Consider the following 22,008-nt stretch of genomic DNA (forward strand, 5'->3'; position numbering starts at 1 on the left):
GAGGGCATACGGCACAGTGCACAAGGCAATGACAGTCGGCCGGGCATCCGGCACCGGATCCGACATCCGCAGGCGAGCGGGCGAGCTGAGCCGTGACGGCCAGGGGGTCACCGGCCCCCTCAACGGCTACCACCACGAGACGTACGCCTTCCCGCTGCCCGCCACCCACGAGCTGAGCGCCCGTTTCGAGCGCGCCAAGCTTCGCGCCCCCCGCCCCGGGCTGCTCTGGTTCGACCGGCGCTGCTTCGCCTCCGAGGATCTGCTGCTCACCGCGCTCCAGGGCCGGGTGGACCGTATCCCGGAGATCACCAGGGTCGACGGCGGTGTCTATCTCCAGGGCTTCATCGAGGGCCGGACCCTCGACGCCCGCCAGGTGCCGGGGCGCGGGCTCTCCCGGCGCCACGCCGACCAGCTCGGACGTTTCTTCGGCCAGTTGGTGTCGATCGATCCGAAGGAGCTGGCGGAGCGTGACGTCACCCGGATCTGCGCCCCGGACGACTGGACGGCCGAGGGCGACTCGGCGGGGTTCCTCGACCGGCTGATCCGGTTCACCGAGGAGCAGGTCCACCGGGACCACGGCGAGCCGTACCGGAACCTCTTCGGGGAACTCGGCGTCAACGCCGACGCGCTCGGGCGCCTGCGGAAGCGGACGGTGGAGCTGCGCGCACGCCCCTTCGCGCTCCTCCACTGCGATCTGCACCGGAAGAACCTGATCGTCGACCGGGACGGCGACCTCTGGGTCATCGACTGGGAACTCGCCATGATCGGCGACCCCCTCTACGACCTGGCCACCCACCTCCATCTGATGGGCTATCCGAAGCAGGAGGAGGCCCGGGTCAAGGAGGTGTGGGTGGCGGCCGTGGAGGAGGCCAGGCCCGGCAGTTCGTACGGCTGGGAGGAGGACCTTCCGCTGCTCCTCGCGTACAAGCGGGTGCAGTCCGTCTTCACCGACGTCATCCGTACGGCGCTGCTGCTCGGCTCCGACGCGGAGTCGAACTGGCGGGTGCTGCCGCGCGCGGCGTGGCGGATCCAGCGGGTACTGGCGGCGGCGGAGCGGGAGTTGTACGGGGCGGGCACGGCGCCGTCGATGCGGCAGGTGGTGACCGCCTACCGCAACTGGTTCCGTACGTCGCACGGGGGCGAGGCGGAGGCGACCGCCGTCACGAGGTCCGGGACCTGAACAGCACGCCCGACAGCCCCAGCGCGACGGCCAGGATCCCGGCGGTCCAGGCCAGCGCGAGCCAGGGCGTATGGCCCACCGGCAGCCCCAGCAGCAGCCCGCGCAACGACTCGATCACCGGGGTGACCGGCTGGTGGTCGGCGAAGCCGTGCAGCCAGGTGGGCATCGTCCCGATGGGGACGAAGGCGCTGCTCGGGTAGGGCAGGAACAGGACGAGGAAAGTGAACCCGGACGCGGCCTCGGGGGACTTGGCGAGCAGCCCCACGGCCGCCGAGAGCCAGGACATCGCCGTGATGTAGGCGAGCAGGATGCCCGCGGCGGCGAGCGCGGCGGCCGGTCCCGCCGCCGGGCGGAAGCCGATCAGCAGGGCGACGCCGAGGACGAGCGCGGTCGAGACGAGGTTGCGGACGACGCTCGCCGTGACGTGCCCGGCGAGGACCGGCGCGCCGCCGACGTCGAGGGAGCGGAAGCGATCGATGATGCCGCCCTTCATGTCCTCGCTCACGCTCACGGCGGTGCTGGCCGAGCCGAAGCCGGCGCAGAGGATCAGAACGCCGGGGACGACGTAGGTGACGTACTCCGTACCGGTGTTGATGGCGCCGCCGAAGAAGTAGACGAAGACCAGCATCATCATGACCGGCAGCATCAGCGAGGTGACGACGGCGTCGGTGTTGCGCCGGCTGAGGCGGATGCCGCGCCCGGCCAGGGTGACGGCGTGGGTCAGGGTGAGGGGGCGGGGCAGGGCGCGGGGTGCGGGCGTGTCAGACACGGGCGGGCTCCTGGGTGTGGGGGCCGGCGTCGGGGGCGGCGCGGGTGAGGGAGAGGAAGACGTCGTCGAGGGTGGCGCTGTGGAGGGCGAAGCGCGCCACCTCCGTACCGTCGGGGTCGATCTCGTCCAGCAGGGCGCGTACGTGCGCGGCGGTGCCGTCGGTCGGCAGGCCGAGGGTGAGCGCCTCGGGGGCGTGGTGCACGGCGCGGGCCGCGAGCCGCAGATAGGCGTCGGGACCGGTGAGGACGAGGTCGAGCCGGTGGCCGGAGACCAGGCGCTTCAGCTCGTCCACGGTGCCCTCGGCGGCGATCAGGCCCCGGTCCATGACGGCGACGCGGTCCGCGAGCCGGTCGGCCTCCTCCAGGTACTGGGTGGTGAGGAAGACGGTGGTGCCGCGCGCGGCGAGGTCCCGTACGACCTGCCACAGCTCCTGGCGGCTGCGCGGGTCGAGGCCGGTGGTCGGCTCGTCGAGGAAGACCACCTCGGGGGCGCCGACCAGCCCCGCGGCGAGGTCGAGCCGGCGCCGCATGCCGCCGGAGTACGTGCCGGCCAGGCGGTGGCCGGCGTCGGCGAGGCCGAACCGGTCGAGGAGTCCGGCGGCGCGCCGGCGGGCCTCGGCCCGGGGGAGGCCGCCGAGGCGGGCCATCATGCGGAGGTTCTCCTCGCCGGTCTGCTTCTCGTCGACGGCGGCGAACTGCCCGGTCAGGCTGAGGGCGCCGCGTACCCGCCGCCGGTCGGCGACGACGTCGTACCCGGCGACGCGGGCGGTGCCGCGATCCGCGGTGGTGAGGGTGGTGAGGATCCGGACGGCGGTGGTCTTGCCGGCGCCGTTGGGCCCGAGGAGGGCGAAGACGGTGCCGCGCTCCACGCGGAGGTCGATGCCGCGGAGGACGCGGAGCGCCGTCTTCCCCTTCCCCTCTCCCCTGCCTGTGTAGGACTTTTCGAGGCCGATGGCCTCGACGGCCGTATCTGAATCCACGGTTGCTCCCCCTCGCGCTTCTTCTGCGTATGTCATACGCGCTACTGTGTAAGGGTTACGCATTACTAGGATGGGCGTCAAGCGGCGGGGAGCGGAAGAAGAGGGGTACGGCGATGACGGGCACCGCGGGCGGCAGGGCCGAGGAGGGCGGCACCGGGCTTCCCGCCAGCATCGAGGCGGCGTGGGGGCTGCGCGACCGCCCCGCCAAGGGGCCGCGGCCCGGCCTCACCCTGGCGCGCATCGTCGACGCGGCGGTCGGACTCGCGGCGGCGGAGGGGCTGGGCGCCGTCTCGATGGGGCGGGTCGCCAAGGAACTGGGCGTCTCCACGATGTCGCTGTACCGGTACGTCGCCGCCAAGGACGAGCTGTACATCCTCATGCTGGAGGAGGCGATCGGCGCGCCGCCCCCGCCGCCGGACCCGGCGCTCGGCTGGCGCGAGGCGCTGGCGCGGTGGGCGTGGGCGCAGCGGGAGGCGTTCCACCGGAACCTGTGGTCGCTGCGCCTGCCGATCTCGGGCCCGCCCAGCACGCCCCACATGGTGGCGTGGTGGGAGCAGGGGATGGTGGCGCTGGACGGTACGGGCCTCGACGACGGCGCCAGGATCTCGGTGATCCTGCTGGTCAGCGGCTACGTACGGAACGAGGCGCTGACGACGGCGGATCTGGCCGCGGCGGTCGAGGCGAGCGGTGGCTCGGCCCGGCAGGTGATGGAGGGCTACGGGCGTACGCTCCGCCGGCTGGCCGACCCGGCCCGCTACCCGTCGGTCGCCCGGCTGCTCGCCGAGGGCGGCCTGGAGGAGGACGGGGAGCCGGACGCCGACTTCCTCTTCGGCCTGAACTGCCTTCTGGACGGGGTGGACGCGCTGATCCGGCGGCAGGGGTGAGTGACGGGGATGAGCGCGCCGCACCCGTAGGCTTCTCCGTCATGAACGGCGACGGCGACAACGAGGTCCTCGACCCGGCCCCCCACCCCGAACCCCTTTCCGCCCCCCACCCCGAACCCCTTTCCGGCCCCCGACCCGGCCCCGGCTCCGCCCCCCACTCCGATCCCGGCCTGCGGGAACGGAAGAGGCGGCGGCGCCACCAGGAGATCTCGGAGGCCGCGATCGCGCTCTTCCTCGCGAAGGGCTTCGACCGGGTCCCGGTCGCGGAGGTCGCCGCCGCGGTCGAGATCTCCAAGCCCACCCTCTTCCGGTACTTCCCGGCCAAGGAGGACCTGGTGCTGCACCGGTTCGCCGACCACGAGGACGAGGCGGCCCGTGTGGTCTCCGGCCGGCCCGGAGGCGTACGCCCGCTGGACGCGCTGCGCCGGCACTTCCTGGCCGGACTCGACCGGCGCGACCCGGTGACCGGGCTCAACGACGCCGAGGGTGTGCTCGCGTACCACCGGCTGCTGTACGGGACGCCGAGCCTGGTGGCCCGGTTGTACGGGTACCAGCGGCGCTCCGAGGAGGCGCTGGCCGCCGCGCTCGGGGGCGGGGTCGAGGGGGCGCTCGGCGCGGCGCAGATCGTCGCCGTCCAGCGTGTCCTCGCGCAGGAGAACTGGCGGCGGATCGCGGCGGGCGAGCCGGCCGGGGCGGTGTACCCGGACGCGGTGGCCGCGGCGGAGCTGGCCTTCGAGCGGCTGCGCAGCGGGCTCGGCCTCTGGTGACGCCGGTCCCGTAAACCCGTCGTGATGCTCCGCGATTGTTAACCCGGTAACATTCTTTACCAGGTAACGCTAATCTTGACGGTATGACCGCAGCCGAAGCACTCGACGAGGAACGGACCTACCACCGGACCTGCCGCGCCGCGCTGACCGGCATGGTGGACGACGCGCACGAACAGATCGTCACCGGCGAGAACGCCTTCGCCTCCGGCGCCGACGCCGAAGTCCTCGGCCGCCATCTGCGCAGCTACGCCAAGGAGTTGCGGCAGGAGCCCGACAGTCCGCTGTTCTTCGGCCCGCGCGATCGCCCGCCGCGCGGCCTTCGGCTCGCTGACCGTGCTGGGTGATCTCGCACAGGGCACCACCCCGTGGGCGGCCCGCTCCTGGCCCGCGCTCCTCGCGCACCTCGGCCGGCCGGACGCGTCGGTGACCTCGCTGACCACCGGATTCCGCGTGCCCGGCGCGGTCGTGGAACTCGCCAACCGGCTGCTGGCCTCGCTGGACGTCGATGTACCGCCGGCCCGATCCCTGCGCGGCGCGGGGGAGTTGACGATCAGCTGGGCGGGGGACGGTGAGCGGGAGGCGGCGGACGGGCTCGACGCGGTGGTGGTCGGCGCGGTGCGCGCGGCGCTCGCCCGTGAGGGTTCGATCGGCGTGATCGCGGCGGGGCCCGAGGCGGACCGGCTCCGCACCGTCCTCGTGGGGGCCGGGATCGACACCGTCACGGCGGACGACTTCGGCGCGCCGGCCGCCAGGGTGACGGTGCTGCCCGCGACGGCGGCGAAGGGGCTGGAGTACGACCATGTCGTCCTGGTCGAGCCGGCGGCGGTGCTGGCCGCCGAGGCCCGTGGGGCGCACCGCCTGTATGTGGCGCTCACCCGCGCGGTCTCCCGGCTCCACATCGTGCACAGCCGGCCGCTGCCGGGGGAGTGGGGGCCGGGGCCCAGCGCGTCGTGACGTTGACACGCCTGCGCTCCGCCGCGCCGAGGAGATCGCCTGGTGCCATGCCGTACTTCCCGCTCGGTGGCGCGTCCCCCGGTGTGCCGAAGGCGACCGGCGAGCAGGCCGTCCTGGCTGCCGTGTGCTCCCTCGATCGGCCGTCAGGAGCGTGTACCGGACACCTCGGTCCGCCATGGTGGAAGAACGGCCTGTACCTTGCTCTCGGCGGAAGGCGGAGAGCCCATCCGTATGCGGTTCGTACAGCGGTATTCCGTCCATGTCCGTCCATGTCCAGATGAACCGGACCCAGGTGTTCCGGACGCACCAGCGAGGCGGCACCCTTCATGAAGCTTCTGCACATCGACTCCAGCATCTCGGGCGCCGAATCGGCCAGCCGCCGGATCTCGGCCGCTGTCGTCGGCCGCTTCAAGGACGAGCACCCCGGTCTTGAGATCACGTACCGCGATGTCGCCGCCGAGCCGCTGCCGCACCACTCGGAGGCCATCCTGAGGCTCAAGGCGGCCTCGGCGGCGCGGAGCTCGAATGCGGAGTCCGACACCGACACCGACACCGACACCGACGCTGACACTGACGCCGGTTCGGGCTCGGGCACCGACCTCGACGCGGGCGCCCGCACCCTGGGCGAACTGAGCAGACTCGACGAGGCGTTGGAGGAGTTCCTGGCCGCCGATGTCGTCGTGATCGGCGCCCCGATGTACAACTTCGGCATACCCAGCCAGCTCAAGTCGTGGATCGATGCCCTGGCCGTGTTCGGCAAGACCTTCCACTACACCCAGGACGGCCCCGAGGGACTGGCGGGCGGCAAACGCGTCATCGTCGCCTCCTCGCGCGGCGGCGAGTACGTGGCGGACACCCCGACCGCGTCGTTCGACCACCAGGAGACGTACCTCACCAGCTTCTTCGCCTTCCTCGGGGTACGGAACCTCGAATTCGTCCGCGCCGAGGGCATCAACTACGGCCCCGAGCAGCGCAAGCTGGCGATCGACGCGGCGCTGGCCGAGGCCGTCGCACTCAAGGCCGTCCGAGGCGCACAGCCCGGAGCGGGACCGCGGTGAGGATCCGGCCCCGTCCGAGTCCCCTCCCTCAGATGTGGAGTTCGGGCGGAAAACCAGTCCAGCGCAGCTCGGCGGGCAGATGCTCCATGTCGTTGGCGCAGAGTACGGAGGGCGGCCTGCCGGGCGCGTAACGGATCACCGTCAGCGCGGCGTTGGCGAAGTCGAGGCCCAACCAGCGCCACGGGGGCGCGTCGAGGGCCGCGCGTATCAGCCATCCGATGAGGAAGTTGTGCGTGACGACCAGCTCGTGGCGAGGCGCCTCCCCGGCCACCGGACCGGTGAACTCCGCCTGTGCCTCGCGCGCCAGAGCGGCGCCGTCCCGGGCCTCCTCCTCCGTCACCCGGGCGAGAAAGGCGAGCAGGGCGTCGGCGGAGTCCGGCGGCAGCTCCTCCTTCTGCGGCAGGTACGGGACGTAGTCCCCGGCCGTCTCCGACCGGCGCAGCGGTACCCCGTCGAGCTGCCCGGCGAGCAGCGTGGCCGTCTCCTCGGCGCGGCGGAGCGGACCGTGGTGGACCGCCGACAGGGGTACGTTCCGCAGCCGCTGCCCGAGCAGTACCGCCTGGCGGCGGCCGTTCCCGCTCAGCGCGGACTCGTCGGCCGATGCCTCGCCGTGCCGGGCGAGATAGAGAAAACGGGGGGCTGTACTCATGATCGTCTGTGCCTTTCACCGATGACGGTCCTTCGGCCGCTGACGATACGTCGGGCCGCCGCTCCTGTTCCGCGCCGGTTCGCGTCGGTTCGCTCCGGTTCCGCGCGGCGAGGGGCCGGTCTCAGCGCGGGGCGGTGGCGGGTTCGGTGACGCGGCCCCGGGCGTCCGCGCGGAGGGTGGCGGAGCCGCGGGAGTCCGTGACGGTCACGCGGATGACCAGGGCCCGGGTCTTCGCGTCGCGGGCGATGTCGATGCGCCAGGAGCTGTCGTCCCCGGCGCCGGAGGTGGTGCGTGCCGTGCGGACCAGGGCGGGGAGGCGTTCGTACGGGAGGGAGCGCAGGTCGATCGACGGCTCACCGGCACCCGTACCGCTGCCGGTGTCGCCTCCGTCCCCGACTCCTTCGGCCGCCATGCTGTGTTCCTCGATGCGGAACTCGGTGGCGGTCAGCACCCCGGCCGTGGCCAGCGCGTCGACCGTGAGGCGCATCTGTCCGTCCCGCAGCATCGACTCGGTGGTCCGCGTGGTGCTCGTACGCGACGAGACGGAGGCCGAGGCGGACACGGAGACCTCGGCGCCCCCGGTCCCCTCCCCGCCGGCCGCGCCGTCCTCCCGGAACAGCTCGGCGCGGAACAGCAGAACGACCAGCGCCGCGCCGAGGAGGATCGCGAGGAGGGAGGCCAGGCAGTACGCCCCTTCCCGGTTCGGGTTCTTGACCAGCGTGGACTCGGGGGCGGAGTCCATCGACGCCTCGGCGGCCCGCCTCGCCCACTCCTGGTCCGGCCGGGTGACGATGGTGACGTCCCAGGGTTCGTGCGCGGGGTACTCGACGACCACGACGCGGCGCGCCGGGTAGTCGGCGACGTCGACGAGGTTGATCGACTGGGAGAACGCGACCCGGTAGGCGGGGCGGTCCTCCGGAGCGACGGTCAGGACGAAACTGATCGGGACATCGGCCAGTTCACCGCTGGTCGCGCGCCGGCTCTCGATCATCGCGAGGGCCGTCCGCCTCTCGGCCTTCGGCGCGCGTGCCCGGGTGCGGCTGCCCGAGACGGTCGTGACCAGGACGACGAACAGGAAGAACCCGGCACCGGCGCCCCACAGCGCGGCCTTCCCGATGACGATCCCGACCACCACGGCCGCCACCGCGGCGCCGGTCAACGCACCGGTCAGCAGACTGCCCAGCAGCGCGGCGGGCCCGGCGCGGCGGGACTCGGCGGGGCCGCTGGTCTCGGTGATCGTCACAAAGGGCGATTGTCCCCCGGCCCCCCGACCACGGGAAGCCCCTCGCGACGGGCTTCCCGCACAGGACGGCCGCACGCCCCGCCCCGTACACGCCCCGATCACCCGCGCTCGGTCGCCCGGTCAGGCGCCGACGTACGCCGCGAGGTGTTCGCCGGTCAGGGTGGAGCGGTCGGCGACCAGGTCGGCCGGGGTGCCCTCGAACACGATCCGGCCGCCGTCGTGGCCCGCTCCGGGGCCGAGGTCGATGATCCAGTCGGCGTGCGCCATGACCGCCTGGTGGTGTTCGACGACGATGACCGACTTACCGGAGTCGACGAGCCGGTCGAGGAGGCCGAGCAGATGCTCCACATCGGCGAGGTGGAGGCCGGTGGTCGGCTCGTCGAGGAGGTAGACGCCGCCCTTCTCGGCCATGTGCGTGGCCAGCTTGAGCCGCTGCCGCTCGCCGCCGGAGAGCGTGGTGAGCGGCTGGCCGAGGCTGAGGTAGCCGAGCCCGACGTCGACGAGCCGGCCGAGGATGGCGTGCGCGGCCGGCGTACGTGCCTCACCGGCGCCGAAGAACTCCTCGGCCACGGTCACCGGCATCGCGAGCACCTCGCTGATGTCCCGGCCGCCGAGGCGGTGCTCCAGCACCGCCGCCTGGAACCGCTTCCCCTCGCACTCCTCGCAGACCGTGGAGACACCGGCCATCATCGCCAGGTCGGTGAAGAGGACACCGGCGCCGTTGCACTGCGGGCAGGCGCCCTCGGAGTTGGCGCTGAACAGCGCCGGTTTGACCCCGTTGGCCTTCGCGAACGCCTTGCGGATCGGGTCGAGGAGTCCGGTGTACGTCGCCGGGTTGCTGCGCCGGGACCCGCGGATCGCGCCCTGCCCGATCGACACGATCCCCGTGCCGGCCGCCCCCGTACCGTTGCCGCCCTCCGTACCGCCGTCCCCCGAGCCCTTGACCAGGGTGCCGTGCACGAGCGAGCTCTTGCCGGAGCCGGCGACTCCGGTGACGACGGCCAGCACGCCGAGCGGGATGTCGACGTCGACGTCCCGCAGGTTGTTCGCGGTGGCGCCGCGGATCTCCAGCGCGCCGGTGGGCTTGCGTACCGTCTCCTTGAGGACGGCCCGGTCGTCGAAGTGGCGCCCGGTGAGGGTGCCGGCGGCCCGCAGCCCCTCGACGTCGCCTTCGAAGCAGACGCTGCCGCCCGCCGTACCGGCGCCGGGGCCGAGATCGACGACATGGTCGGCGATGGCTATCGTCTCCGGCTTGTGCTCCACCACGAGCACCGTGTTCCCCTTGTCCCGCAGTTGCAGCAGCAGGTTGTTCATCCGCTGGATGTCATGCGGGTGCAGGCCGGTGGTGGGCTCGTCGAAGACGTACGTGGTGTCGGTGAGCGAGGAGCCGAGATGCCGGATCATCTTCACGCGCTGCGCCTCGCCGCCCGACAGCGTGCCCGCCGGCCGTTCGAGCGAGAGGTAGCCGAGACCGATCTCCACGAACGAGTCCAGGGTCTCCCGCAACGTCCCGAGCAGCGGTGCCACCGACGGCTCGTCGAGGCCGCGGATCCACGTGGCCAGATCGCTGATCTGCATCGAGCAGGCGTCGGCGATGTTGATCCCGCCGATCCGTGACGACCGGGCCGCCGCGGCGAGCCGGGTGCCCTCGCACTCGGGGCAGGCGGTGAAGGTGACCGCCCGGTCCACGAACGCCCGGATGTGCGGCTGCATCGCCTCCCGGTCCTTGGACAGGAACGACTTCTGGACCTTGGGTATCAGCCCCTCGTAGGTGAGGTTGATGCCGTTGATCTTGACCTTGGTCGGCTCGCGGTGGAGGAAGTCCCGCAGCTCGGTCGCGGTGTAGTCGCGGATCGGCTTGTCCGGGTCGAGGAAGCCCGACTCGGCGAAGACCCGTACGGTCCAGTGGCCGTCCGTCTTGTAGCCGGGGACGGTGATCGCGCCCTCGGAGAGCGACTTGGAGTCGTCGAAGAGCTGGGCCAGGTCGATGTCGGAGACCGTGCCGCGGCCCTCGCAGCGCGGACACATGCCGCCGGTGCGGTGGAAGGTCTGCTTCTCGGTCTTGCGGCCACCGCGTTCGACCGTGATCGCCCCGCTCGCCCGGACCGAGGGCACATTGAAGGCGAACGCGTTGGGCGAGCCGATGTGCGGCTGCCCGAGCCGGCTGAAGAGGATGCGCAGCATCGCGTTGACATCGGTGGCGGTGCCGACGGTGGAGCGGGGGTCGGCCCCCATCCGCTGCTGGTCGACGATGATCGCGGTCGTCAGCCCTTCGAGTACGTCGACCTCGGGCCGCGACAGCGTCGGCATGAAGCCCTGCACGAAGGCGCTGTACGTCTCGTTGATCATCCGCTGGGACTCCGCGGCGATCGTGCCGAACACCAGGGAGCTCTTGCCCGAACCGGAGACACCGGTGAACACCGTCAGCCGGCGCTTGGGGATCTCGACGCTGACGTCCTTGAGGTTGTTCTCGCGCGCGCCGTGCACGCGGATCAGCTCATGACGGTCGGCGGCGTGCGGCGCGGGCGACTGTCTGTCCGGCCTCGTGACCGTGCTCATGGTGTCTCCATCTGTTACGCGGGCATCCGGGGCCACGTACGCGGCGCCCGTGGCGCCCGCGCCCGGCCGGGGAGCTGCGGAACCGGCGGTACGGGGGTGGCGGCGCGCCGATCTGTCGAAGGATAACCGCACCGGATCCGGGGCTGCCGACCACGGAACGGCGGACGCCTCGTGAGCCTCACCCCGCGATGGGGCCCGCCGTGTCCCCGGCGTCCCGGGGGGAGGTAAGGGGCGATCCCAGCCGGTCATGGAGGGCCGCGAAGGCCGTGCACGTGATGGGGAGGGCCACCGCCGCGGTGACCAGGATGCCGACGAGGACGGGGACGAGGATGCCGGCGTAGTACGCGGCGAAGAAGTTCCCCGTGGCCTGTTCGAGGAGGGTTCGTACGAGGGGCCGCAGCGGCAGGGCGAGCTGCACCACCACCCGGAGCACCCCGGCGGTGAGCGCGGCCAGCGGCAGCGCGAGGGCGAGAACGCGGACCACTCCGGCACGCGTCCACGTCAGCGACCAGGAACGGCGCAGGGCCGCGCGGGCACCGAGGCCGTCGGCCGCGGCGGCCGGGGCCAGGGTGAGGGCGAGGCGCAGCACGGCGGCGACGAGCAGGGCGGCGACAGGGGAGGCCTTGACGAGCGTGTAGGGCCACGATCCGCGGTCCAGGGGCAACGGGGTGTCGAGGTGGTAGCCGGTGAGCGAGTCCGCCACGAGCGCGACGACCAGCGGCAGGAGCCATACGATCACGCCGCGCAGCGCGTACACGGCGAGCAGAGGCCGCAGCCGCGCGGTGACCGAGGCCCGTGACCGTACCCCTTGCGCGGGCTCACGGGCCCCCGCCGCGACCGCCCGCGAGCACACGGCTTGCAGGGCCGCGCCGCCGGTGCCGAGGAGAAGCAGGAAGAGCGGAAGCGTGCAGAGGGCGACCAGCGCCAGGTCGGTGTGGTCGTGCAGATAGGGGTCCTCGGCGTAGTGGTACCAGATGCGTTGGTTCCGCATATGGGTGAAGAGGGGCCAGGCGAGCGCGAAGATCGCGGTCGTCATCAGCAGCGCGGCCAGTCCTGACAGGCCCACGACGCGTACCGTCGCACCCGCCAGAGCCCCCCGGTGCCGCCGCAGGACGGCGATGGTCGTGGCGGTGAGCCCGCGTCGCGGACTTCCGCTCGTCGGTGTCACCGTGCGGTCGTGCTGTGTGGGCATGAGGACGAGCCTTCTGTACGTTCCGGGTCCGTTCCCGATGTTCCGGGTCCGTTCCCGGAGAGGACGCCACGCGGACGGCCCCGGTTCTCCGGGGGTGCCCGGCCTGGGAGGCTGTCCGTTCCCCGGAGATCCGAATGGGTCTGGTACCTGCTTTCGCGAAGGGTGGTCAGCCGGTGCTCGGCCTCTGTGAAGGGATGCGCTGGCAGAACAGCGTGTTGATCGAGGAGATGTCCGCTCGCCGATGTCCGGCGCGATCCCCCGTGGCTGGGCCGTGTCTCTGAGCTGAGCGTCACGTGGGCGGCTGGGTCAGTTTGGCGGCCACGGCGTCGAGGACCCAGTCCAGGCCGGTCGTGAAGGATTCCTCGGCATCCACGTCCGTGCCGTCGTATACGGCCTTGGCCAGCGCAGGAAAGCGGCCCGTGGCCAACGTTCTCGTCATATGTGGGCCGGAGGCGCGCTGCCAGTCGAGCTTGGACAGGCCCGTGGCGCGCTCGGCCCGCAGGTTCGCGATCTCGCGCCTGATCGCGCCAGTGAAGTAGGCGCTGACAGTCTCCACGGCGCGCATGACGGTGTCGATGTCGGCGAGGTCGTCGAGGGCGGCCAGCGTGGCCTCGGTCACGGCGAGGCCGTTCGGGCCCAGGGCCGGGCGGCCGCCGAGCAGGTCGGCCAGCCATTCGTGACGGAGAGCGGCCTGCCTGGTGCGGTGGGCGAGGGTGCGCAGCGCCTTCCGCCAGTCACCGGGCTGCTCCTCGGGGAGAATCTCGGCCTGGACCTCGTCCACCATGAGGTCGAACAGCTCCTCCTTGGTGGTGATGTATCCGTACAGCCGCATCGGACCGGCGTTCAGCCGGGCGGCGACCTTGCGCAACGACACCGCCGCCAGCCCGCCCTCGTCTGCCAGTGCGATGGCGGCGGCTACGATCCGCTCCCGGTCGAGCGGCACAGGGCGAGTCGGCGGCTCCGGTCGGTCCCACACAGTCATGATGACATCGTACTGTTGCGATGCATTGTATTGGAGAAATACAGTGTATTGCCATGAGCCATCGTATCGCTGTGGTCGGGGGTGGCCCTGCCGGCCTTACCTTCGCCCGTGTCCTGCACCGCCATGATTACCCCGTCGCCGTCCTCGAACGCGATCCCGCCCCCGACGCCCGCCCCCCGGGTGGCACGCTGGACCTGCACGAAGGGCTGGGTCAGCTCGCGCTGGACAAGGCGGGGCTGCTGGCGGAGTTCCAGGCGCTGGCCCGTCCTGAGGGGCAGGCCATGCGCATCCTGGACACGGCTGGGACTGTCCTGCGCGACTGGCGACCTCGTCCAGATGACCGGGCCAATCCCGAGATCGACCGAGGACAACTCCGTGACCTGCTGCTCGGCCCTCTCGACGTCCAGTGGGGTCGGGGCGTGACAGAGGTGGTGCCGGGGACCCGGGACGGCGTACTGGTCCATTTCGCGGACGGGCGGCAGGAGACGTTCGACCTCGTGGTCGGCGCGGACGGCGCCTGGTCCCGGATCCGCTCGGCAGTCTCGTCGGTGACGCCGCACTACACCGGCGTCACCTTGATCGAGACCTCCCTCGACCACGTCGACACCCGCCACCCCGACCTCGCCCGGTTGATCGGCGAGGGTTCCATGGCTGTGTACGGCGTGAACCGAGCTCTGGTCGCCCAGCGCAACAGCGGCGGCCACGTCAAGGTGTACGCCCAGTTCCGCGCGCCGCTGGACTGGCACACGAACCTGGACCTGGCCGACGTCGAGGCTGTGCGATCAAGCCTGCTGTCCCTGTTCGACGGCTGGGCCGCTCCCGTCCTCGACCTCCTCCGCCACGGCAACGCGTTCGTCCACCGCCCCCTCTACGTCCTGCCCGTGTCCCACACCTGGACCCACGTATTCGGGGTGACGCTACTGGGCGACGCCGCCCATCTGATGCCCCCATTGGGGGCGGGCGCGAACCTCGCGATGCTGGAAGGCGCCGAACTCGCCGAGTCCATCGCCACCGGCCCTGGAGATCTGGACGAGGCCGTCCGCGCCTTCGAGGAACAGATGTGGGCACGGGCCGGCAGATGGGCGAAGATCACGACGGATGGGCTGGAACGCCTCGTGAGCCCGCACCCCGCCGAAGCCCTCGCCCTCTTCGACCAAGTCCAGCCATCCTGACTGCCAGTGGTCGCCCGGCCTGGGAGGCACCGCGGCCACCGCGGCCACCGCGGTGTGACTGAGCACGGAACTTGTCACCTGGCAGCGGCTCCGACCTAGTCCTCCGAGACGGCGTGAGCAGGATTGCTGTCACTGAAAGTGCATCCTTCTTGTCACCTTGAGATTGTTTGCGGTCTTGTTGTCACCAGTACCGAAGATCGCCTACGCCGTACGACAGGGCTTCGCTTGTCTGAGGGAATGGCGGAGATTCAGGGATCCGGCAGCGTACACGCCAAGGCGGCCGACGACGCGGGGTACAGGCCCTTGTGGTCGCATTCGTGCCGGTGGGAAGACCTACTCATCCCCGTCTCGCTCGGTGCTGGGCGTGACGGGCTCGATCTGGCCGAGGGCTGGACGCGACAGTGGACGGCGACCTGGCGTCACGCCGGGGGCGAGGTGACCTGTCCGGTGGCCGACCTGGCAGCGGCTCCGGTCACCAGGCTGGGGCCGATGCGGGGCTTCACATGGAGGCGGGATCAGCGTCATCGTCCCGGGCTGAAGTACATGGTCAGTACGGGGTGTCTGCACGGTTTCGACAGCCTGGAAGTGGCCGGGCTGCTCCCGGCTCTGGACTTTGCCGGCGATGTGACCGAAGTGCTCTCGCAGCCACTGAGGCTGAAGTTCCGTACGGCTGCCGGTTGGCGCAAGCACACCCCGGACTTCCTCGCGATCAGTCGCCTGGGCATCTGGCTGATCGACGTCCGACCCGCCGACTTGATCCAGCAGGAGGACCGCGAGTCCTTCGCGGCGACAGCCGAGGCCGCGCTGACCTGCGGCTGGCATTACGCGGTGGCAGCGCGGTGGAAGCCACATGTGCTGGTGACGGTGGACGAGATGTCGTCGCGGCGGCGACCGCTGGCGGACCCGCTGGGCGTTCAGCCGGGCCTGTTCGCCGGGGCCGGCAAGGGGTTGAGCTTCAAGGAGATCGTGACGGGCAGCGCGTTCGAACCGGTCGCGCGGGCTCATCTCCTCCATCTGCTGTGGCACCGCCGTCTTGGTGTTGATCTGAGCCAGCCGCTTGCGGACCGCTCGACGGTCGTACTTGGTTCGGAGGGTTCGTGACACCGCTCATACGCTGGATCTGTCTGTTGGCGCCGGAGTGGTGCTGGACGACGTGGAGTGGACCGTTCGAACTGCGTGAACCGCACCTTGGACGTGTCCAGTTGGTGCGGCCGGACGGTGTCCGGCAACGGCTGACCTTCCGGTTCCTTGCCAATCACGAGCGCTGCCGTTCCTCGTCGCGGACCTCGGAAGCGGGGGCGAGTCGCGGACGACAGTCCGCGTCGGTAGGGGACTTGGAGCTCGGTAAGCGCCGACTGGCCGAGCTGCGCGCCGCCCATTTGCTGGAGGTCAAGACCGGGTTCCGCAGCGGGGACCCGCTTCGGCCTGGGCCGGGTGAACCCAAGCCCGAGTACAACCCTGAGGTGACCACGCTGACCCAGCGGCGGCTGGCGAAGGTCGCCGAACTCAAGGCCCTGGCCAGCCAGGAAGCAAAGCTGCTCGGCCTGGCCGAGGTGGGCTACCGGACCCTGATCCGCTGGGAGAAGAACCGCAACCGCTTCGGGCTGATCGGCTGCGCGGACGACAGATGGCTGCGCGAGAGCGGCGGACACCCGAGCATCAGGGAGGAGGTGCGGGAGGCGATCTTCGCGGTGAGGGCCGAGACGCTGCACCGCTCGCGGGTGGACGGTCGAACCCGCGAGGCCATGATCCACCAGTACGTACGCGAGACTTTCGGGGCGGACGTTGCGGTCCCGGGCTATCACACACTGCTGAGGGTCTGGAAGGAATGGTTCGGCCCAGGTGGGGCCCGTCAGCGCTATGCGCGGTCGGCGGAGCTGCCCATCAAGGCTGGGCATGTGGTGTTACACCGTCCCGGTCAGGTGGTGGCGCTGGACACCACTGTGCTGCCGGTCATGGTCCGCGAGAGCGTGTTCGGCGACCCGGTGAAGGTCCATCTCACTCTCGCCATGGACGTTTACACGCACTCGCTCTGCGCGTTCCGGCTCACCCTGGTCTCCGACACCTCGGTGGACGTCGCGATGCTGTTGCGGGACGTGACGCTGCCGCTGCCAATGCGGGCCGACTGGGGAGAAGAGATGGAATGGCCCTACCCCGGGCTGCCCGCCGCGGTGGTTGCGGAGTTCGCCGGCCACAAGGTTGCGGGGCTGCCGTTCTTTGCTCCGGAGACGGTGACAACCGACCACGGGTCGGTCTACCGCAACCACCATCTCGTCGATGTCCAGCGCGTACTCGGGTACAACATCCTTCCCTCTCGTGTCTTGCGCCCCACAGACAAGCAGGTAGTCGAAAGGGCATTCGGAAGTATCCGAACTCTGCTGTTCGAGCAGCTGCTGGGCTACACCGGGGTCGATGTCGCCGACCGCGGAGCCGACCCGGAGGGCGATGCGACGTGGACCATCGAGCAGATGGAACACCTGATCGCGACCTGGATCGTTCAGGTGTGGCAACAGCGCCGCCTTGGCGAGTACGCGCCGAGCTGGGACCCGGGCGGCGACCACAGCCCGAACTCGCTCATCGCAGCCTCCTTCGCCCAGGGCGGCTTCGCGATGGAGATCCCCTCGCCCGAGCTCTACTACCAACTGCTACCAGAGCACCCGGTGACGAAGATCCACGGCCGTCGCGGGGTGAAGATCCGCGGACTTTGGTACGACGGCCCGGCCCTGGACCCCTACCGCGACCAGCGGTCCACCCGCGGCGGCAAACGCAAGGGGCAGTGGATCGTCCACCGGGAACCCCGTGACCGCCGCACAGTGTTCTTCCAGGACCCGCTCTCCCACGAGTGGCGTCCGCTGAGTTGGACGGGGCTGCCGCCGGAGGAGAGGGTGCCGGCCTTCGGTGATGCCCGGGTGCGTGACCTCTTACAGCGCGCGGAGAGGGCCGGTCTGAAGCCGAAGACGGATGCCGAACTCCTACCACTGCTCCTGGACTTGGTCGGCTTGCGGACACCGGTCACGCAGTGGCCGACCCGTTTGAAGAAGTCTCAGCGCACCGAGTACGCCCGTGATGTCACACAGGCCGAGGCCGCAGTTGCCGACCGGCCCGCCGCCGCACGAAGCGAGAAGAAACACGCCGTCCGGGCGGCAGGCGGCACAGTCGTCCCTCTCCGATGGCCGGATCAGGCCCGGCAGGCAGCCGAGAGCCTGGACGCCGAGCGCCGTCGGCGCCGGGAACAGGCCGGGCCGGCACAGCCCGCACTGCCGCCCCCGCTGGGCGCCAGCTACCGCAAGGGAAACCTGTTCGTCCTCCCCGACGAGGACGAGTGCAACGCTGCCGGGCCGGCGATGGGCCCGGATGCGGAGGAGGGAGAGGACTGAGATGGCAGACAGTCAGAGCGGACCACAGGACGGTGTCGTCCCGTTCCTCCGGTTCGGCCCCTCGCCGAACCGGGTGACCCACGAGGGATACCAGCGGTGGCGTCAGACGCGAGGAACGTTCATCCCGGCCCCGAGACTCTCGCTGGACCAATACCGGGCCATGAGCCCCCGCAAGCGGGGCCTGCACGACCTGCACCGCGCCGCGACCCACGTGAACCTGCGGATGCCGGAGACACCGATGAGCGCGCAGGTCACCGCGTTGATGCGGTCGCGGATCCAGAACAACGCGCTGAAGCAGACGCCCGGCACCCGCGACGGGCTGATGATCAACGGTGGTGGCTATCAGGGGAAGACGGAGACGGCCTGCGAGACCGCCGCCGAGTTCGAGGACTTCTGGCGCGACCTGCACCACCAGCTCAACCCGAACGCGATCCCCGGCACCCGGGACCTCTTCTTGCCGGTGGCCTACTGTCAGACACCGGTCAAGGCCACACCAAAGGGACTGTGCGAGGCCATCCTGGACTTCTATGGAGCCCCGCACGCCAAGACCCTGCGCGGGCTGATCCGCAACGTCCGGGAGTCCCTGCACGCGCACTGCACGACCGCGCTGCTGATGGACGACATCACGCGTCTGAAGATGCACAGAGAGGACGACCAAGACACCCTCGATCTCATCCGCGACCTGATGAGCTTGAACGTCACCCTCATCCTTATCGGCGTCAACATCCCGGGCTTCGGGCTCCTGCGAGAGGGACGCCACGATCCCCGCACCGGGCAGATGGTCCTGTCACCCACCAAGCGCGGGAAGAGCTACAACGACGAGGCGGCCACCCAGACCGAGCGCCGCTTCGACATGATCAACCTCAACCCGTTCCACTACGACACCCCCCACGGCATCGCCGCCTGGGTCAATCACCTCGCCGGAGTCGAGGATCAGCTGCGGCTCTTCCGAGCCGCGCCGGGCATGCTCACCGACGGCACGATGCCCGAGTACTTGTTCCGCCGCACCGAAGGCATCGTGGGGCTGCTGAAACGGCTCATCGAGGACGGCTGCACCAAGGCCATGGAGAACAGCCAGGAGAACCTGTCCATCAACCTGCTCGACGAGATCCCCATCAACCTCGGCAACATCCCCGGCCGGGACGCGGCCTCCGGCGAGATCCCCGTGTTGAGGGATGAAGAAGAGGCAGCCTCGCCCAAGCGCCGCAAGCGCGGCCGGAACACCGTTTTCGACGACCAGGGCGGCCGCCCGGCAGCCGATGCTTGACGCTCCTGATGCCGGCCTCCGCGCCTTGCCGCGGAGCCTCGATCCGCTGGAGGACGAGTCACTTCGCGGCTATCTACTCCGGCTCGCCCACCTGTACGGCGCCACTCCCTCGGAGATCGCGGTCTGCACGGGGCTGGTCTCTTCGGCCTCGACCCGCAGCATGGTTCGCATCCCCATGCGTTTTGTGCATGACCGGGACGAGCAGCGGCTCAACGCGTTTGCCCGTACCACTCATTTCACGCCCGACGAGGCCCGGTGGTTGCTGACTGCTCCGCTGGGCAGGCGCTACGGTCCGCTGAACGCGCGTCTGCTGGCAGAGACCCGCACCCCCGCGGGCATGCTCCACAACAACAGCTGGATCCTTACCAGGACGACCAGGTACTGCCCCCGATGCCTTTCAGGCGACGGGTCCGTGATCCAGGAGCGTCATGGCGGATCTTGGCGGAGGTCTTGGCGGCTCCCTCCCGTCTTCGCCTGCCTGCGGCACCAGCGCCTGCTTCTGCACGGTTGTCCCCGCTGCGGGCAGGACATCAATGCCACACGTACGGGGAGCTTGATCGCCCGCAGCTCCGAAGCCGGGCTTCACCCCGCTCAGTGCCGGGCCACCGTCCCCGGCACGCGGACGGTCTGCGGCGCCGGGTTGGCCGACGACGGGGCGGACCCGGTTCCTCAAGCTCCCGCCACGGTCGCTGCGTTGCTGAGGCTCCAGTACCACTTCGACGGACTGCTGGCACCGGACGGGCCGAAGTTGGTGGGCAGCTTCGGCTGGATGATTCCTGCTGCCCAGTACTTCATCGATCTTCGTGCTCTGAGCGGACTGATCTTCATGACCTGGCCGCACGCCAGGGAACTGGCTGACACGGAGGCCCTGGCGGTACTGGTTGACCGGGAAGCCGAGCGACGGCACGCCGAGTTCGCCAAGTCCCGCGCCCCGATCGGAAAGCAGCGCCGGGCCTCACACCACTACAGCGACCCATCGGCGGACCCGGTCTCCGGCGGCGCGGTGTTCGGCATCGCCGCCCGGCTGCTGTCAGCCTCCGACGAGATCGCGGCCCACGAGGCGATGGCACCGATCATCGATGGGGCCAAGGACCGAGACTTCTCGGTGGGGTATCAGTTTCGGAGTCTGAACGGGGCCTCCCGCCCACTCAGGGTGGTCCTCCGTACCTCACGCCAGGACAGAAGCGCGTTCCAGCGCATGGGGCAGCGGATTGAAGACCAGGGGATAAGTCGAATTGGGTAGAAGATGAAATGGTGTCGAGGTGGTATGGACGGGAATTATGGTGCCCGAAAGTCTTACTGAAGGAAAGTGGCTGCTCGTTTTATGAGTCTTGCTGGCCTTCGGGCGTATAGAACAGTTGAAGATCGAGGACGGCTCGGCGAATCGCTCGGTGATCCTGCATAGGCACGTCAACGTCTACATAGCCCTCCGGGGTGTCTTCGTTGCCGACAGGCAAGGCGCCGAGTGGCGCGCTTTGCGTCTGGACCAGGTCGACGTATGCCCCGTAGTCGATGCCCCAGATGTCAAACCGCTCGCCAGGTTTGTCCTGTGCGGAGTAACCGCGCCGGAGAATATGAAGTACACGAGCGTCGAAGAGCGCGAGAAGAAGCTCGTCACGTGCATCAGCTGAATTCACGAGGAACGCTCGGGCGCGCTTCCCGCGGATTACCTCGGCAATGATCCACTCAAGTAGTTGGCGAGCCTGTGTCAAGCTCGCAAGGCCGGTCATTTTGTCCCCGTGGTACCAACTACGAGTAGAGTCCCGGATGAGGGGAACCGAGATCTTCCCTTGCCCTGCCTTCATCGCGGCCTTGGCGGCGATATACAAAGCATCCCGAGGGACTCCCTCCGCTGCGCGGACGAGTTCATCAAAGGCGCGCTTGTCAGTGAATCCCGCCGATACGATGTTTCCTGAGATCTGCGTCAAGGGGGAGTTGGGGGTGGTCGTTGCGAGGCTCTGAAGATGCTTAGCGAACAATCCTTGGAAGAAGGAGCGTGCCCTTTCTTCGTTTCCTTCGTATACCAGGAAGTCGTCAAGGTTCACATGAGCGCCCATGTCCGCACCGAGTTCGATGCCAATGGTGTTGCCGTCAACTTGGGTTCTAAAATTCGACTGCTGCTCGATGGCGGCGATTTTGACGGTGAACTTCTGGACAGGGAGCACGCACCGGGTCAAGAACTGGGCCAAGTAGGGCTGTAGGTCCCGCGGAACGCTGCTCCATTCATCAAGAAGTAGCCATACCCGCTTGCTCGACAACGTGTTTCCAAGATCACGAAGAGATTTGGCCACATCGCTGAAGTTGAGGCTGATCTGCTCAGTGCCTTTCCGTGTCTCCCTCTGCATGCCGCGGTCCTCGGAGGACTCATCGGCGCTCAGTCTGCTTGAGATTCTCGGGCCTTGAGCGGAGAGCGTTGCTTCGGCCGAGGCCCCCACCTTGCTGCCGGTCTTGCTCTCTGCCTCAGCAGTCTGCTCCACCTCGCCCAGGACTCGAACTGAGGTGATCGCCATGAGGAGTTGATCGGCCTTCTCAACAAAGAGCCCGTCCTCTATCAACGCACTATCTTCGAGCACTGCGTTGAGTAGCGACTCGTGGAGTTGGCCGAGGAGATCTACAAGCAGCCGAGCCGCGCGCTCGGTGATCGGAGCCGACTGCGGGTCGAACAGGCCGTTAGCCGATCCAATCGTGCGGAGGTCGATGTACAGGGCCAGGTCGCCGTTGCCCGTCGCTTCGGACCCCAGATAACTGAGAGCGTGGGTCTTGCCAGTGCCTCGACGGCCGTAGATGACCTGATGGTCCACGGTGTTGATCACATCGACGACGCCTGAGTCGACGAACGTCTCGTGAAGTTGTGGACCTTCCTGTTTCTCTGCACGCTTAGGGATCTGGTTATACGCGCGGTTCAGTGGCGAGAGAGCTGACATGGAGGAAGGCTAGACCGATCGACGCGTTCCGTACTGCTGGACTGATGAATCC

18 protein-coding genes and 1 pseudogene are annotated in these 22,008 nt (G+C 69.6%); 11 read left to right on the plus strand and 8 right to left on the minus strand.

Annotated features, from left to right (window positions below; all coding sequences use genetic code 11):
- Positions 1-28: 28 nt before the first annotated feature.
- Complete coding sequence (locus ACIQ7D_RS16390; protein ID WP_403938022.1) at positions 29-1,180, plus strand: phosphotransferase; 1,152 nt, start codon at positions 29-31, stop codon at positions 1,178-1,180.
- Here the strand turns inward: ACIQ7D_RS16390 and ACIQ7D_RS16395 are convergent.
- Both ACIQ7D_RS16395 and ACIQ7D_RS16400 read right to left on the minus strand, forming a co-directional pair.
- The gene (locus tag ACIQ7D_RS16395) at positions 1,161-1,949 is read right to left on the minus strand and encodes an ABC transporter permease (RefSeq protein ID WP_403938024.1); all 789 of its coding nucleotides are present in this window, start codon (positions 1,947-1,949) and stop codon (positions 1,161-1,163) included. The two genes, ACIQ7D_RS16390 and ACIQ7D_RS16395, sit on opposite strands and share 20 nt — an antisense overlap.
- Positions 1,942-2,964, minus strand: a complete 1,023-nt coding sequence (locus tag ACIQ7D_RS16400) for an ATP-binding cassette domain-containing protein (protein ID WP_403938025.1) — start codon at positions 2,962-2,964, stop codon at positions 1,942-1,944. Before ACIQ7D_RS16400 ends, ACIQ7D_RS16395 begins: the two co-directional genes overlap by 8 nt.
- 77 nt (positions 2,965-3,041) lie before the next feature.
- Between ACIQ7D_RS16400 and ACIQ7D_RS16405 the strand changes: the two genes are divergently transcribed.
- The 5 genes and pseudogenes from ACIQ7D_RS16405 (at position 3,042) to ACIQ7D_RS16425 (ending at position 6,591) form a co-directional block, all read left to right on the plus strand.
- A complete protein-coding gene (locus tag ACIQ7D_RS16405; protein WP_403938027.1) occupies positions 3,042-3,812 on the plus strand; it encodes a TetR/AcrR family transcriptional regulator in 771 nt (256 codons plus the stop codon).
- A 41-nt stretch (positions 3,813-3,853) separates the two neighbouring features.
- Complete coding sequence (locus tag ACIQ7D_RS16410; RefSeq protein ID WP_403938029.1) at positions 3,854-4,579, plus strand: TetR family transcriptional regulator; 726 nt, start codon at positions 3,854-3,856, stop codon at positions 4,577-4,579.
- An 83-nt stretch (positions 4,580-4,662) separates the two neighbouring features.
- Entirely contained in the window at positions 4,663-4,923 is a 261-nt protein-coding gene (locus tag ACIQ7D_RS16415; RefSeq protein WP_403938031.1) for a hypothetical protein, read from the plus strand.
- Positions 4,874-5,533 (plus strand): annotated as a pseudogene (locus tag ACIQ7D_RS16420) (ATP-binding domain-containing protein); the annotation flags it as partial. The gene ACIQ7D_RS16415 and the pseudogene ACIQ7D_RS16420, both read left to right, overlap by 50 nt.
- A 326-nt stretch (positions 5,534-5,859) precedes the next feature.
- A complete protein-coding gene (locus tag ACIQ7D_RS16425; protein WP_403938033.1) occupies positions 5,860-6,591 on the plus strand; it encodes an FMN-dependent NADH-azoreductase in 732 nt (243 codons plus the stop codon).
- Between the two features lie 28 nt (positions 6,592-6,619).
- Here ACIQ7D_RS16425 and ACIQ7D_RS16430 read toward each other — a convergent pair whose 3' ends face one another.
- The 5 genes from ACIQ7D_RS16430 to ACIQ7D_RS16450 all read right to left on the minus strand — a co-directional run bounded on the left by ACIQ7D_RS16430 (position 6,620) and on the right by ACIQ7D_RS16450 (position 13,216).
- A complete protein-coding gene (locus ACIQ7D_RS16430; protein WP_403938336.1) occupies positions 6,620-7,243 on the minus strand; it encodes a histidine phosphatase family protein in 624 nt (207 codons plus the stop codon).
- 118 nt (positions 7,244-7,361) lie between these two features.
- Positions 7,362-8,483 (minus strand): hypothetical protein, encoded by a 1,122-nt coding sequence (locus tag ACIQ7D_RS16435; protein WP_403938034.1) that lies wholly within the window; start codon positions 8,481-8,483, stop codon positions 7,362-7,364.
- 120 nt (positions 8,484-8,603) lie between these two features.
- Positions 8,604-11,042: an ATP-binding cassette domain-containing protein gene (locus ACIQ7D_RS16440; protein WP_403938036.1), complete on the minus strand. Its 2,439-nt coding sequence runs from the start codon at positions 11,040-11,042 to the stop codon at positions 8,604-8,606.
- A gap of 178 nt (positions 11,043-11,220) precedes the next feature.
- Entirely contained in the window at positions 11,221-12,234 is a 1,014-nt protein-coding gene (locus ACIQ7D_RS16445; protein ID WP_403938038.1) for a hypothetical protein, read from the minus strand.
- A gap of 289 nt (positions 12,235-12,523) precedes the next feature.
- Complete coding sequence (locus tag ACIQ7D_RS16450) at positions 12,524-13,216, minus strand: TetR/AcrR family transcriptional regulator (protein WP_403938040.1); 693 nt, start codon at positions 13,214-13,216, stop codon at positions 12,524-12,526.
- A gap of 53 nt (positions 13,217-13,269) precedes the next feature.
- Between ACIQ7D_RS16450 and ACIQ7D_RS16455 the strand changes: the two genes are divergently transcribed.
- From ACIQ7D_RS16455 to ACIQ7D_RS16475, 5 genes are all read left to right on the plus strand, one after another.
- Positions 13,270-14,388 (plus strand): FAD-dependent oxidoreductase, encoded by a 1,119-nt coding sequence (locus ACIQ7D_RS16455; protein ID WP_403938041.1) that lies wholly within the window; start codon positions 13,270-13,272, stop codon positions 14,386-14,388.
- A 237-nt stretch (positions 14,389-14,625) separates the two neighbouring features.
- Positions 14,626-15,489, plus strand: coding sequence for a TnsA-like heteromeric transposase endonuclease subunit (locus ACIQ7D_RS16460; protein ID WP_403938043.1), 864 nt, complete (start codon positions 14,626-14,628; stop codon positions 15,487-15,489).
- A gap of 26 nt (positions 15,490-15,515) precedes the next feature.
- Positions 15,516-17,765, plus strand: a complete 2,250-nt coding sequence (locus ACIQ7D_RS16465) for a transposase (protein ID WP_403938044.1) — start codon at positions 15,516-15,518, stop codon at positions 17,763-17,765.
- Between the two features lies 1 nt (position 17,766).
- A complete protein-coding gene (locus ACIQ7D_RS16470; RefSeq protein ID WP_403938046.1) occupies positions 17,767-19,032 on the plus strand; it encodes a hypothetical protein in 1,266 nt (421 codons plus the stop codon).
- Positions 19,025-20,275 carry a TniQ family protein gene (locus ACIQ7D_RS16475; protein WP_403938048.1) on the plus strand — a complete coding sequence of 417 codons (1,251 nt, stop codon included), beginning with the start codon at positions 19,025-19,027 and terminating at the stop codon, positions 20,273-20,275. The genes ACIQ7D_RS16470 and ACIQ7D_RS16475 overlap by 8 nt, the downstream gene beginning before the upstream one ends.
- Before the next feature lie 79 nt (positions 20,276-20,354).
- On the opposite strand, the gene ACIQ7D_RS16480 is transcribed toward ACIQ7D_RS16475, so the two are convergent.
- Positions 20,355-21,956, minus strand: coding sequence for a hypothetical protein (locus ACIQ7D_RS16480; RefSeq protein ID WP_403938050.1), 1,602 nt, complete (start codon positions 21,954-21,956; stop codon positions 20,355-20,357).
- Positions 21,957-22,008 lie beyond the last annotated feature (52 nt).

The sequence above is a fragment of the Streptomyces sp. NPDC096310 genome (assembly GCF_044763125.1).
Lineage (GTDB): Bacteria > Actinomycetota > Actinomycetes > Streptomycetales > Streptomycetaceae > Streptomyces.

Bases quoted from the DNA above. Each gene is read 5' to 3' on its own strand.
- ACIQ7D_RS16405 (WP_403938027.1), top strand. From the start codon at position 3,042: ATGACGGGCACCGCGGGCGGCAGGGCCGAGGAGGGCGGCACCGGGCTT.
- ACIQ7D_RS16460 (WP_403938043.1), top strand. From the start codon at position 14,626: ATGGCGGAGATTCAGGGATCCGGCAGCGTACACGCCAAGGCGGCCGAC.
- ACIQ7D_RS16450 (WP_403938040.1), bottom strand. From the start codon at position 13,216: ATGACTGTGTGGGACCGACCGGAGCCGCCGACTCGCCCTGTGCCGCTC.
- ACIQ7D_RS16455 (WP_403938041.1), top strand. From the start codon at position 13,270: ATGAGCCATCGTATCGCTGTGGTCGGGGGTGGCCCTGCCGGCCTTACC.
- ACIQ7D_RS16475 (WP_403938048.1), top strand. From the start codon at position 19,025: ATGCTTGACGCTCCTGATGCCGGCCTCCGCGCCTTGCCGCGGAGCCTC.
- ACIQ7D_RS16415 (WP_403938031.1), top strand. From the start codon at position 4,663: ATGACCGCAGCCGAAGCACTCGACGAGGAACGGACCTACCACCGGACC.
- ACIQ7D_RS16400 (WP_403938025.1), bottom strand. From the start codon at position 2,964: ATGACATACGCAGAAGAAGCGCGAGGGGGAGCAACCGTGGATTCAGAT.
- ACIQ7D_RS16470 (WP_403938046.1), top strand. From the start codon at position 17,767: ATGGCAGACAGTCAGAGCGGACCACAGGACGGTGTCGTCCCGTTCCTC.
- ACIQ7D_RS16480 (WP_403938050.1), bottom strand. From the start codon at position 21,956: ATGTCAGCTCTCTCGCCACTGAACCGCGCGTATAACCAGATCCCTAAG.
- ACIQ7D_RS16425 (WP_403938033.1), top strand. From the start codon at position 5,860: ATGAAGCTTCTGCACATCGACTCCAGCATCTCGGGCGCCGAATCGGCC.
- ACIQ7D_RS16410 (WP_403938029.1), top strand. From the start codon at position 3,854: ATGAACGGCGACGGCGACAACGAGGTCCTCGACCCGGCCCCCCACCCC.
- ACIQ7D_RS16390 (WP_403938022.1), top strand. From the start codon at position 29: ATGACAGTCGGCCGGGCATCCGGCACCGGATCCGACATCCGCAGGCGA.
- ACIQ7D_RS16440 (WP_403938036.1), bottom strand. From the start codon at position 11,042: ATGAGCACGGTCACGAGGCCGGACAGACAGTCGCCCGCGCCGCACGCC.
- ACIQ7D_RS16445 (WP_403938038.1), bottom strand. From the start codon at position 12,234: ATGCCCACACAGCACGACCGCACGGTGACACCGACGAGCGGAAGTCCG.